This window comes from Prevotella amnii CRIS 21A-A, from assembly GCF_000177355.1.
GTDB classification, from domain to species: Bacteria; Bacteroidota; Bacteroidia; order Bacteroidales; family Bacteroidaceae; genus Prevotella; species Prevotella amnii.
Genome location: NZ_ADFQ01000004.1, coordinates 34,104 through 46,662, shown reverse-complemented (window position 1 = coordinate 46,662; position 12,559 = coordinate 34,104). Strand labels below are relative to the sequence as shown.

Here is a 12,559-nt window from a genome sequence, read left to right as displayed (position 1 = left end):
ATAAATAAGATGAAGAAGGTATTAATTCCATTATTGGCTATAACGTTAACAGTTATTGCTTTTACAAGTTGTGAGGATGTTCCAGCACCTTATAGTATTAACTATGATGAAAGTAAAAATCCTAATCCTAATACAGGTGGTGGTAGTGCTACTACTGATATATTAAATACTCAGGAAACAGCATGGACAGTAGCTCAAGCTATACAGAAGATAAAAGATGCAAATGGTAGTGTAAAAGGCTTGGCATATGTAAAGGGTATAATAAACAAGGTAATAGCTTATAATTCTACATATAAGAGCATTTCCTATAATATTGTTGACGAAAAAGGTAATACAGAATATATTCAGGTATATTCTGGTAAAGGTCTTAATGGTGCAGATTTTAAAGCAGAAACAGATCTTAATGTAGGAGATCAAGTTGTTCTTATAGGTAATTTGAAGAGTTATACTAATAAAAAAACAGGTAAAACTATAATGGAAGTAGATAAAACTAGCAAAATTGTTAGTTTGATAAAGGGAGCTACTCCTCCTATTTTACCCGATTTAAATACAGAAGCTACAGCATGGACAACAGATCAAGCAGTAGCTAAGATTAAAGAATCTAATTCTAAGTTGGCAGCACAGGCTTATGTAAAGGGTGTTATCACTGATGTTTGGAATAAAGTAAATAATGATGGTTCTTTATCTTATAAAATTAAGACAGATGGAAGTACAGAGGAAATTCAGATTTACGCAGGTTTAAATAAAGGTGGAGTTAAGTTTTCTGCTAATACAGATTTGAAAAAAGGTCAAACTGTTATTGTAAAGGGATACCTTATGCCTTTCCAAAAGAAAGATAAAAAAACTAATCAAGAAAAGACTATTTATGAAATGGATAGGGGAAGTGTGATAGTTAATATAACTGGTGAAGGTGCTACTCCTCTTCAAGAAGATCCTAATACTAATCCAACGACACCTGTTGGTGCGGAAACGATCATTGATTGTTCAGATTTTGGCAAGGAAGATAAAACAGATGTATCTTACGAAGCTAAAGATGGCACAAAGCTTACATTTGCTCAGAATGGTGGTTTTACTCCTCCTAAATATTTCGCAGAAGGTCATACTATGAGAATGTATGCTAAGAATTCTTTAACTATAGAATGCTCAAAGGTTATTAAGCAGATCGTTATTATAATAGATGTAAAAAAGAAAAAAACTTATAATGGTAATGATATAGCTTATGCAGAAAGTGGCAGTAATAAGGTTAAGATAACAAAAGTAAGTTTGTCAGAGGTGCAGTTTAATGGATTGTCTTCTAATAAAGTAAAGATTGTTAATGATTTTGAAAGCACTTCTAAAGGAATCCAATTACGAATTAAGTCCATTAAGATAGTTTACGCTAATTAATCTTATGGGTATAATATATTTAGTTTTTAAAATATTTGGACAAGTGCATAAATATTTGTAATTTTGCACCCTGTTAAGTGCTTATTGGTATAAGAATGAGCTATACTTAACAAATAAAAAGGTTATTATAAAATTAAATAGAAAAATAAAATGAAAAAAGGTATTCATCCAGAAAACTATCGCCCCGTCGTATTTAAGGATATGTCTAACGGTGATATGTTCCTTTCACAGTCTACATGTAAATCAACAGAAACAGTAGATTTTGAAGGCGAAACTTACCCTTTGGTAAAAGTAGAAATCTCAAGTACCTCTCATCCTTTTTATACAGGTAAGAGTAAGCTTGTTGATACAGCTGGTCGTGTAGACCGCTTTATGCACCGCTATGGTAAGTTAAAGAAGTAGCTTAATACATTTTTATATATAATAATAAAATGCGAATAAACGTAGTTGCATATGCGTTCATTCGCATTTTATTTGTTATCTTTGTGTTTATATAATTGATAATGTATATAATAAGTATATTAACTATTTAGAGGAACAGAAAATGAAAAAATCATCAATCTTTGTATTCTCTCTGTCGTTTGCTTTGGTCCTAAATCTTTTTTCATGCACAGTAGATGACGAGGGTAGGGTGTTGGCTTATAATATAGATAGAGGTGGTAAGCCTAAAGTGCCAAGTGATGGTGTTACGGTTATAAAATCGCTTTCCGAGTTACCTTCTTTTCATGGAGGCAATAGTAAAGTAGTAACGCATAAGCTTAAAAATGGCGAGGTAAATTATACTGTAGAGTTTGATAAGGATAAACAAGCCACACGTTGGGTAGCTTTTCAAATGAATAGTCATAATGTTTTTGGTAATATCCCACGTTATGGGAAAACTGAGGGGAAGGGTAAAAGTAAAACCAATTATCTGTTTGATCCTAAGTTTTCCTCTACTGAGTTTTTAAAGGATTTAATTAAAGGAAGTGGATATAGTCATGGGCATCTTATAGCTTCTGCTGATAGAAAAAGTGATGAAGAAGCACAGAAGCAAACGTTTTATCTAACAAATATGGCTCCTCAGATTCAAAATAGTTTTAATGCTTCTCCTGGTGCTTGGGCTCTTATGGAGGATTTAGTTAGAAGTAAGTTTAGAGAGGCTATAAACGTAAGTAATATAGACACTATGTTCGTGGTTCGTGGATGCACTATTGATAATCCTGATCAGATAAAAGAGAATGTTAGAGGATTGATAGTTCCGAAGTATTTTTATTCTTTACAGGTATTGAAGTATAAAGATATTAATGGAAAGTGGAGTTATAAGGCGTTATCTTTTTGGATAGAGCATAAAAAGTCAGATGCAAGGGGGCAGATGAAAACCTTCTTAAAACCTATTCGTGAGATAGAAAAGTTGACTGGGATTAACTTTTTTGCAAGGTTCTCAAAAGAAGATCAAGATTATTTTGAGAATATGACTTCAGAGCAAATGGCTGTTATGTGGAATATTAAATAATAAAGTAAGTGCCAAAGGTAAGGTAATAAAGATATTTTTCTCTTTATTCTTTTTACTATAGTAAGAAAAGGCTCAGCAAGTATTACCTGCTGAGCCTTAATCATATTTATTATATTTATAATATTATATTATTTAGAACGGGAGGTCGTCTGTCGACTCAGTACTTTCAGTAGCAGGAGGAAAGGGAGTAGCTTGTTGTGGAGTTTCAGCTTTGGGTTGTGCTGCAGGTACAGGACTAGCAGCTTGTGCAGCAGCAGCATCTATACGCTGAATATTCCAAGCACGTATATTGTTAAACCAACGACCATTATATTCATGAGCATCAATATCGAAACTTACGGTTAGTTCTTCTCCGGCTTTTATAGCAAACTGATCTATTTTGTCAGCTCCAAAGATATTAAAGACCATCTTACGTGGATATTGGTCATGAGTTTCAATAACATATTCTTGCGATTTCCATGCACCACGCGCTGAAGTTCCTTCACGTGGAGGCAAAACAGCAATAACTTTACCAGTCAAATCCATATATTTTATCGTTTTTATTTTATTATTCTGTCTGCGAAATTACTAAAATAGTTCTAAAAATCGAAACTTTTACTATCTATTTTTGTTAATGATATGTGTTTTTTGTATTTTTGTACTCTAATAGTGGAAAGTTGTAAAAGAAGGTTATTTCTTTTATGATATAATTTCATGTAGAGTATTAACTAAACAAGACATATTGATGATATTTAATCTTTCAAGCTCGTTATTGAGCAGCAAATTACAAACACTGTCTAAGGTTATAGCTAACAAGAATGCTATAGCTATCCTTGATTGCTTTTTGTTTGAAATAAAGAATAACCAGTTGACTATTACAGCTTCGGATAGTGAAAATACAATACATTGTATAATAGAACTTGATAGTGCTGATGGTGAAGCGAGCTTTGCTGTTAATAATCAAACTATTATTGATGCTGTAAAAGAATTGCCTGAACAGCCTCTTTCGTTGGATGTTAATATGAATGAGCAGAAGATATATATAACTTATCAGAATGGCTCTTATAATTTTCCAATCTTTTCGGCAGAGGAATATCCAAGAGTTCAAACTGTATCTTCAGATGCGACAACGATTGTAATTGATTCTAATATTTTGGTAGATGCAATTACTCGATCTTTGTTTGCTACAGCACAAGATGAGCTTCGTCCTGTTATGAATGGTCTTTACTTTGATCTTTTGTCAGATAGTTTATCTATAGTTGCTACTGATGGTCAAAAACTTGTTCGTAATAAGATTTTTACAATTAAAAGTGATAAAGAGTCAGCATTTATCCTTCCTAAGAAGCCTGCAAACTTATTGAAAAATGTGTTGTCTAAAGATGGTGGAGATGTTATTATTAGATATGATCAGCGTTCTGCAGAAATTTCTTATGCAGAAGGTAATCTTTCTTGTCGACTTATAGAAGGTAGATTCCCTAATTATAATAGCGTTATTCCTGTCGCAAATCCTAATCAGATAGTTATAGATCGTCGTTCTCTTATAGGGGCTATTCGTCGTGTATTGCCTTTTGCTAGTGAGGCTTCACCGTTGATACGTTTTCGGATAGAACAAGGAGTGCTTACTCTTAATGCTGAAGATATTGATTTTTCTACAAGTGCAAAAGAAAGCGTTGTATGTAATTATGCTGGCAATGCTATGAGTATAGGTTTTAAAGGAACTAGTATGCTTGATATATTGAACAATCTTGATGGTGATGATGTTACAATAGAGCTTGCTGATCCTTCACGTGCAGGCATAGTTCTTCCTAATAAACAATTAGAGAATGTAGATGTATTAATGCTTATTATGCCAATGTTGTTGAATGATTAAAATAAAAAAATAATATTGAAAAGAGAAAGCACAGAGAGAAGAAATGTATCTTTGAGCTTTCTCTTTTTTTTAAAAATAAAGTATATAAAAAAGAATAATAGTCCGCTCTGTTATGTAAAGTAAGATTCTATAAAATAACATATTAAGTATAGAAGATTAGAGATTATATGTTTTTGTAGAAGTCTTTTAATAAATTAAGGAGAAAATAATGAAGTTAAAATTAAAACGTCCTTTAATTGTATTCGATCTTGAAACGACAGGATTAGATCTTGTTAATGATCGTATTATTCAAATATCATATATAAAAGTTTATCCAGATGGAAAGGAAGAGCGTGAAAATATTTTTATCAATCCTGGGAAACAGATTCCCGAAGAGGTTATAGCTCTTACAGGTATAACAAATGAAGATGTAGCAAAAGCTCCTACCTTTAAAGAGAAAGGAAAGGAGTTATCTTTGAAATTTACAGGATGTGATTTTGCTGGTTTTAATTCTAATCGCTTTGATATTCCTATGCTTGCAGAAGAATTTTTAAGGGCAGGTATAGAGTTTGATTTTTCTAAATGTCAGTTAGTTGATGCACAAAGTATTTTTCATAAGATGGAACGTAGGAATCTTGCTGCAGCTTATGAGTTTTATTGTGGTAGGAAAATGGAAGAAGATTTTAAAGCGCATCGTGCAGATCAAGATACAGAGGCTACTTGGGCAGTTTTACAAGGTGAAATAGAGATGTATTCTTCTAAGAACCAGACAGATGAGAAACGTATATTGGAAAACAGTGTAGATGCTTTAGCTGATTTTTCAAAGATGAATGATTTTGTTGATTTTGCAGGTAGAATTATCTGGAAAGATGAAACTGATAAGGAGGGTAATGTGATTTTAGATGATAATGGAGTTCCTCGTAGGCATGAAGTGTTTAATTTTGGGAAATATAAAGGCTGGGATGTAGCTGAAGTGTTACACCGAGATCCTGGATATTTTAGTTGGATGTTAGGTAGTGATTTTACTTATAATACTAAGCAGGTTCTTACTATAATCCGTTTACGTGAATTTAGTAATCGTATGAATGGTTAATTTCTAAAAGTTTATATTAAGAATGCTTAGAGGTAAGAAGATAGTATTAGGTATTACAGGCTCTATAGCTGCTTATAAGAGCTGCCTTATAGTGCGTGAGTTTATAAAAAAAGGAGCAGAGGTGCAGGTGGTAATAACACCTAATGGGAAGGAGTTTATTACTCCAATTACTTTATCGGCACTTACAAGCAAGCCTGTAATTAGTGATTTCTTTGCACAGCGTGATGGTACATGGCATTCACATGTAGAACTTGGGTTATGGGCAGATGCTATGTTAATAGCCCCTTGCACTGCAAGCACGTTGTCTAAGATGGCTAATGGTGTAGCAGATAATATGCTAATAACTACTTATCTTTCTATGAAGGCTCCTGTTTTTGTTGCTCCAGCTATGGATTTGGATATGTATCAGCATCCCTCTACTAAGCATAATATAGAAATATTGCAAGGGTATGGTAATTATATAATTGATCCTGTTAGTGGTTTTCTTGCTAGTGGTTTAGAAGGAAAAGGTCGTATGGAAGAGCCTGTAAGGATAGTATCATATATAGAAGATTTCTTTTCTAAGAAAGGTAATTGGAATGTTAGTTTTACAAGGCAAAAAGATCTTATAGGAAAGACTATCCTTATTACTGCGGGACCTACTTATGAGAAAATTGACCCTGTACGTTTTATAGGTAATTATTCTTCAGGGAAAATGGGCTTTTGCTTGGCAGAAGAATGTGCGTGTAGAGGTGCTAAGGTAATATTAGTATCAGGTCCTGTGAACTTACAATGTAGTGAGAGTATAGAGCGAATAGATGTTGAGTCGACAAAAGAGATGTATGATGCTGTTGTCGCACGTTTCCCAGAGGCAGATGTTGCTATACTTAGTGCAGCTGTGGCAGATTTTAAGCCACAAGTTATATCTGATAAGAAGATAAAACGAGAAGGCAAAGGCTTAACTTTACAGCTTCAATCAACACAAGATATTGCGGCAGCTGTGGGGAAAATGAAAAAACATCATCAACGTATAGTGGCTTTTGCATTGGAAGTGAGCAATGAAGAAACAAATGCAAAGCAAAAATTAGAACGTAAGAATGCCGATTTTATAGTATTAAATTCTACACGTATACCAAACACAACTTTTAGGTCTGATGATAATCAAATTACTATTATTTCACATGATAGAAAGGTATATTTTGAGAAAAAGTCAAAGAAAGATGTGGCAAAAGATATAGTGAATGAACTAAAAAAAATACTTTAAAAAGGAATATTTTTTTAAGATAGTAAAAAAGAGCGATATTTATAAGATATAAGAATAAATCTTCGTTACCTACAGAAATATAGATATATTTATGTTAAAGAATTTGTATATAAAGAATTTTACGCTTATTGATCAGTTAGATATATCTTTCCATGCAGGCTTTTCTGTGATAACAGGAGAAACTGGAGCTGGTAAGAGTATTATCTTGGGCGCAATTGGCTTATTATTAGGCAATCGTGCAGATAGTAAGATGATAAAAAGTGGAGAGAAAAAGTGTGTTATTGAGGCGCATTTTGATATATCACAATATAATTATAAGAGTTATTTTGAGGATCTAAATATTGATTTTGAGCCAAAAGATACTATTCTTAGGCGCGAATTGATGGTAAACGGTAAGTCTCGTGCTTTTATTAATGACACTCCTATATCCCTACAAGGAATGCGCATATTAGGGGAGAAACTTATTGATATTCATTCTCAACATCAGAATCTTTTATTACAAAAAGAAGATTTCCAACTTAACGTTGTTGATACTATTGCGCATGATGAAGAAGAGTTGAGTGAATATAAGAAAGCTTTTTTGCAGTATAAAAGAGCCGAAAGTGAACTTATATTACAAACAGAAAAGCTGGAAAAAGCAAAAGAGAATGAAGATTTTTTGCGTTTTCAGTATAACGAGTTAGACGCAGCTAATCTTGTTACAGGAGAGCAAGAAGCATTGGAACAAGAGTATAAAATACTTTCTCATTCAGAAGATATTAAGAATTCTCTATATCAAGCTGTCAGATTATTAAATGATGATAATGCTATTTTGGATAACTTATATAATGTATCTGAAATTATAGATAGGATAATGATAATGTATCCAAAAATTAAAACATTAGCACAGCGTATAAAGGAATCGTATATTGAGCTGAAAGATATTGTAGGCGAATTGAGTACAGATGTAGAGGAAATAGAATATGATCCTAAGCATTTGGAAGAAATTAATCAAAGAATGGAATTGATATTTGCACTTGAGCGTAAATATCATGCAGAAGGTGATGTTCAGCTTATTGAGCTTAGGGATAATATAGATAGACAGTTACAAAATATAGATAATAGTGATGAGGAGCTATCCTCATTGCATAAAGCGGTAGAACATTGGAAGAAGGAAGCTGAACGGTTATCTAAAAATCTTACTTCTGTTAGAACTAAAGTAGCAAGTCAGATAGAAGAAGAGATGCGTAAACGTCTTATTCCTCTTGGTATTCCAAAGGTTCAGTTTAAAGTTGAAATAGGAGAAAAAGCATTATCATTAAATGGAAGTGACAAAGTGCAATTCCTTTTTTCTGCCAATATAGGAACAGCATTAGAGCCGATAGCTCAAATAGCATCAGGTGGCGAAATAGCTCGTGTGATGTTGTCATTGAAAGCTATGTTGAGTGGAGCAGTAAAGCTGCCTACAATTATTTTTGATGAAATAGATACAGGAGTGAGTGGTAAAGTAGCAGAGAAAATGGCAATGATAATGAAGAATATGGGCGGAACTGCGAGACAGGTTATATCTATAACACATCTTCCGCAGATAGCTGCTTTTGGTAGTACTCACTATAAGGTGGAAAAGGAAGATACAGAATTAGGAACACGTAGTAAAATGAGAGAACTTTCTATAGATGAGCGAGTGCAAGAGATAGCACAGATGCTCTCTGGTGAAGATGTTACAGATGCTGCTCTTCTGAATGCACGTGAATTAATAAAACAATCTAAATAAGGAAGTGTTTATGAAAAAGGTAAAAACTATATTATATCTTTTGTTTTTTTTGTTACAGTATAGTGTAGCTCAGCCATCAAGTGTTAAGAAAACGGCAAGAAGTTGTTTTACACTCACTACGTTTAAATCTGATGGTTCGTTGTTAGGTAGGGCAAATGGAGTATTTATAAGTAGCGATGGAGTAGGGGTAAGCTTATGGACTCCTTTTATAGGTGCAGATAAAGCTGTGGTGATTGATGCTAATGGTATTAGCCATGATGTGGAGTGTTTGCTTGGGGCTGACGAGATTTATAATCTTGTTAAGTTTCGTATAAAAGGTAGTGTCTCTGCAGCTTCTTTAGCATCTGTTATAAATAAAGACCAGACAGTATGGGTAACTCCTACCCCAAAAACAGGAGCATCTATTAAGGCTACTGTAACAGGAATAGAAAAGTTTAAGAGGCAATATAATTATAGTTTGCTCAGTTCTTCTGCTTCTGAGCAAATGAATGGTGCGGCTGTTGTTGATGATAAGGGTAAGGTTTTAGGCTTATTTAGTATATCATCATCTCAACAGTGTGCTACAGATGTAAGATATGTCAATGATTTTAAACTTACGGGGCTATCTCAAAATGATAACATTATGCGAACAAGTTCTATTCGTATAGGTTTGCCAGACTCTCAGGAAGAGGCTTTAGTAGCCTTGGTGTTATCAAGTGAGAAACCTTTAGAAATTTATAAAGCAACGATACAAGATTTTATAAATAAATTTCCAAAGGCAGCAGAGGGATATAATATTTATGCAAATAAGTTGTTAGTAATGGGTGATATAGTAGGTGCAGAGAAAGCTATGAGAGAAGCTATTAATAATGTGTCTGCTAAGGATGAAGCCCATTTTAATTATGCACGAAATATGTATCTTGCATGTGTAGATAGTTCTTTGTTTGCCAAGGTAAAGTCTATAGGTTGGAGCTTAGATAAGGCAAAGCAAGAGGTAGAAATAGCTTATAGTATAAAGCCTATGAACATTTATAAGCATTTGCAAGCACAGATAATTTATTCTGAAGGAGATTATAATAAAGCTTATGCAGCTTTTGAGGCTTTAACAAAAACAGATATAAAAAATCCTGAGCTGTATCTTGAAATGGCTCAGAGTAAACAACATCTTAATGCTTCAGATGAAGAAATTTTAAGGTTGCTTGATCAAAGTGTAGAATTGTGTGATACGCCTTATGTGGCAACATCTGCTCCTTATTTTTTTGTTAGAGGTCAGCAGTTACAGAAGATGGGTCGTTACCGTTTGGCGGTAAAGGATTATTATGTTTATGAGAATTTAAATAAAGGAGGTTTATCTTCTGATTTTTATTATAATCGTGAACAATGTGAAGTAAAAGCAAAGATGTGGCAACAAGCTATACAAGATATAGCTATTGCTGCTCGTCTCGACCCTAAGGAGGTACTTTTTTCTATTGAAGCTGCTAATTTATTATTGCGGATAGGAAAGTATGATGTAGCAAAGAATATTGCAAAAGAAGCAATTAAGATAGATCCTAAAGCTGCTGAAGCTTATCTTATTTTAGGTATTTCTCAATGTGAATTGAAAGAAAAAACCGAGGGGGTAGGAAATATTATCAAGGCAAAAGAACTTGGCAATAAACAGGCTGATAGCTTTCTTAAGAAATATAAATAGCATGTTAGCAAACGTATAAAACAAAAATACTATAACGAATTTCAAATAAAAAGTATCATATTTTAATTTTATTTTATTGATAACAATTATGAATAATATTATTTCTATATTTATTTTTTTCTTTATATTGAGACTTATCTCTTTATCGTTTTCTATACGCAATGAAAAACAGTTGATAAAAAAAGGGGCAAAACAACATGGTAAGTTTAATTCTCTTTTGCTTACATTAGCTCATATAGCTTATTACTTTGGAGCTCTTTATGAGTCATATACTAATAGGACTTATTTTAATAATTATTCTTTATTAGGTGTAATCGTTATGTCTTTTGCTTATATTATGCTGTTTTATGTTATGTATAAGTTAAGAGATATATGGACAGTAAAATTATACGTTTTGCCTAATCAGCGAATAGAACGTAGTTTATTGTTTCGTACAGTTAGGCATCCAAATTATTTCCTTAATATAATACCTGAATTATTAGGTGTAGCTTTGCTTTGTAATTCTTGTATAACTTTTTTTATTGGTTTCCCTGTGTATTTATGTTTATTATTTATACGTATAAAGCAAGAAGAACGAGCAATGGAAGGTATGTTAGATAAAGTATAACTATTCCTATTGGTTTAATTAAATTAATGTGTATCAGAGTTATTCTGTGTGTCTTATAATAGGAAGAATAGAGATAAGGTTACATTATAAAAAACTGCAATTTCTGTTTACAGGTGCATTCTAAAAGTATGATGATATGTACCACCTTTTATCATTGACAAATTGTCTAATAAATTTAACCAATAGGGAGGTATTTGTAAAATATACGCTGTTTAAAACAAAAGAGCAGCGATTATATGTTTAAATACTATGTTATAAATTTGGTAAGTAATAATAAAAGTATTAATTTTGCATGCGAAAGTGTTGGTTCCGTAGCTCAGTTGGATTAGAGCAACAGCCTTCTAAGCTGTGGGTCTTGGGTTCGAACCCCAACGGAATCACTTTTTTTGAAATAATCATAGAGAACTTGCTACAAGCTAAAAGGCAAAACATTTTTAAGTAACTTTCTTTTAAGATACTTGCTTATTAGAAAGTATGTTATGTTATTTATTTAAGCTATATTGCATAGTAGTAAAAAGAATATCCAAAAGGCTGATACTTTGTGAGCAGTATCAGCCATAATTTTGGAAATTTATAAAAGTTGTTACTTGTCAGTAATATAAAATTATTTTATCTTTTATCAGAATTGATTTATATTACTCTATTTGTAAAAATGAAGAAACGATAAGATAGTTATTTTTATCGTTAATATATAATTTTAAAATATAATGCAAAGATGAAATATTTATAAGCACCTTTGGAAGCGAAAAAATATATAAAAGCTATGAAATTAGCATCAATTATTGCAAATTTTCGTAGTATCTACTGTAAAAGTTTTATCATCTAAAGGTGTAAATTTCCTTCTTTTTATAAGAAAATCTACAAGTTCGCTTGCACTCATATCAGTGCTTGAGCAAGTATAAAAACGTTCTTCTGCTCCAAAAGTTTTAATAATAGCTTCAATTAACTGTTCTTTGCTTTCATATTTATGTCCTTCCATCATGTGGAGAACTTCATGTCCATGTGTCATATATATATATTCTTATTAATTAATAAAACAAAAAAAGCCTCACAATAAAATTGTAAGGCTAATCTTATGTGGGCGTTGACGGATTCGAACCGCCGACCCTCTGCTTGTAAGGCAGATGCTCTAAACCAACTGAGCTAAACGCCCTGAAAAGTTTTTCAGATAATTATATTTAGACTTTCTTTTAATGTGGGCGTTGACGGATTCGAACCGCCGACCCTCTGCTTGTAAGGCAGATGCTCTAAACCAACTGAGCTAAACGCCCTAATTATCTGAAAGGAAGCTGCAAAAAGGAATTAATTGATTAATTTATCTGTAACAATATATAAACAGAACTAATATGAGGAATAAATATTTATTCTTTTTTTTCAATTAGCCTATACAGCAACTTTATGACCTTTGTAGCGGGACGGGGCTACGATCCCCGGACCTCCGGATTATGAATCCGACGCTCTAACCAACTGAGCTATCCCGCCATTTGT

11 protein-coding genes and 4 tRNA genes are annotated in these 12,559 nt (G+C 32.8%); 10 read left to right on the top strand and 5 right to left on the bottom strand.

The window, feature by feature from the left end:
• The first annotated feature begins 9 nt into the window (after nt 1-9).
• From HMPREF9018_RS00995 to HMPREF9018_RS00985, 3 genes are all read left to right on the top strand, one after another.
• Nucleotides 10-1,386 carry a hypothetical protein gene (locus HMPREF9018_RS00995; protein WP_008446789.1) on the top strand — a complete coding sequence of 459 codons (1,377 nt, stop codon included), beginning with the start codon at nt 10-12 and terminating at the stop codon, nt 1,384-1,386.
• A gap of 150 nt (nt 1,387-1,536) precedes the next feature.
• On the top strand, nt 1,537-1,788 hold the full coding sequence (locus tag HMPREF9018_RS00990) for a type B 50S ribosomal protein L31 (RefSeq protein ID WP_008446811.1): 252 nt from the start codon (nt 1,537-1,539) through the stop codon (nt 1,786-1,788).
• Between the two features lie 142 nt (nt 1,789-1,930).
• Nucleotides 1,931-2,878 carry a DNA/RNA non-specific endonuclease gene (locus HMPREF9018_RS00985; RefSeq protein ID WP_008446772.1) on the top strand — a complete coding sequence of 316 codons (948 nt, stop codon included), beginning with the start codon at nt 1,931-1,933 and terminating at the stop codon, nt 2,876-2,878.
• A gap of 132 nt (nt 2,879-3,010) precedes the next feature.
• Here the strand turns inward: HMPREF9018_RS00985 and HMPREF9018_RS00980 are convergent, their stop codons facing one another.
• On the bottom strand, nt 3,011-3,403 hold the full coding sequence (locus tag HMPREF9018_RS00980; RefSeq protein ID WP_008446791.1) for a DUF3127 domain-containing protein: 393 nt from the start codon (nt 3,401-3,403) through the stop codon (nt 3,011-3,013).
• A 199-nt stretch (nt 3,404-3,602) separates the two neighbouring features.
• Here HMPREF9018_RS00980 and dnaN point away from each other — a divergent pair, with 199 nt between their 5' ends.
• The 7 genes from dnaN to HMPREF9018_RS00945 all read left to right on the top strand — a co-directional run bounded on the left by dnaN (nt 3,603) and on the right by HMPREF9018_RS00945 (nt 11,451).
• On the top strand, nt 3,603-4,727 hold the full coding sequence (dnaN, locus tag HMPREF9018_RS00975) for a DNA polymerase III subunit beta (RefSeq protein ID WP_008446757.1): 1,125 nt from the start codon (nt 3,603-3,605) through the stop codon (nt 4,725-4,727).
• A gap of 208 nt (nt 4,728-4,935) precedes the next feature.
• Nucleotides 4,936-5,799, top strand: coding sequence for a 3'-5' exonuclease (locus tag HMPREF9018_RS00970; RefSeq protein WP_008446807.1), 864 nt, complete (start codon nt 4,936-4,938; stop codon nt 5,797-5,799).
• A gap of 22 nt (nt 5,800-5,821) precedes the next feature.
• On the top strand, nt 5,822-7,042 hold the full coding sequence (gene coaBC / locus HMPREF9018_RS00965) for a bifunctional phosphopantothenoylcysteine decarboxylase/phosphopantothenate--cysteine ligase CoaBC (RefSeq protein WP_008446809.1): 1,221 nt from the start codon (nt 5,822-5,824) through the stop codon (nt 7,040-7,042).
• A gap of 91 nt (nt 7,043-7,133) precedes the next feature.
• The gene (recN, locus tag HMPREF9018_RS00960; RefSeq protein ID WP_008446782.1) at nt 7,134-8,795 is read left to right on the top strand and encodes a DNA repair protein RecN; all 1,662 of its coding nucleotides are present in this window, start codon (nt 7,134-7,136) and stop codon (nt 8,793-8,795) included.
• A 10-nt stretch (nt 8,796-8,805) separates the two neighbouring features.
• A complete protein-coding gene (locus tag HMPREF9018_RS00955; RefSeq protein ID WP_008446788.1) occupies nt 8,806-10,464 on the top strand; it encodes a tetratricopeptide repeat protein in 1,659 nt (552 codons plus the stop codon).
• Between the two features lie 88 nt (nt 10,465-10,552).
• On the top strand, nt 10,553-11,071 hold the full coding sequence (locus tag HMPREF9018_RS00950) for an isoprenylcysteine carboxyl methyltransferase family protein (RefSeq protein ID WP_008446796.1): 519 nt from the start codon (nt 10,553-10,555) through the stop codon (nt 11,069-11,071).
• A 305-nt stretch (nt 11,072-11,376) separates the two neighbouring features.
• Nucleotides 11,377-11,451, top strand: a tRNA-Arg gene (locus HMPREF9018_RS00945).
• Nucleotides 11,452-11,846: 395 nt separating this feature from the next.
• On the opposite strand, the gene HMPREF9018_RS00940 is transcribed toward HMPREF9018_RS00945, so the two are convergent.
• The 4 genes from HMPREF9018_RS00940 to HMPREF9018_RS00925 all read right to left on the bottom strand — a co-directional run bounded on the left by HMPREF9018_RS00940 (nt 11,847) and on the right by HMPREF9018_RS00925 (nt 12,553).
• The gene (locus HMPREF9018_RS00940) at nt 11,847-12,080 is read right to left on the bottom strand and encodes a YecH family metal-binding protein (RefSeq protein WP_008446801.1); all 234 of its coding nucleotides are present in this window, start codon (nt 12,078-12,080) and stop codon (nt 11,847-11,849) included.
• Between the two features lie 69 nt (nt 12,081-12,149).
• Nucleotides 12,150-12,224 (bottom strand) — tRNA-Val (locus HMPREF9018_RS00935).
• Nucleotides 12,225-12,267: 43 nt separating this feature from the next.
• Nucleotides 12,268-12,342, bottom strand: a tRNA-Val gene (locus HMPREF9018_RS00930).
• Between the two features lie 137 nt (nt 12,343-12,479).
• Nucleotides 12,480-12,553: transfer RNA gene (locus HMPREF9018_RS00925), tRNA-Met, on the bottom strand.
• Between the last annotated feature and the right edge of the window lie 6 nt (nt 12,554-12,559).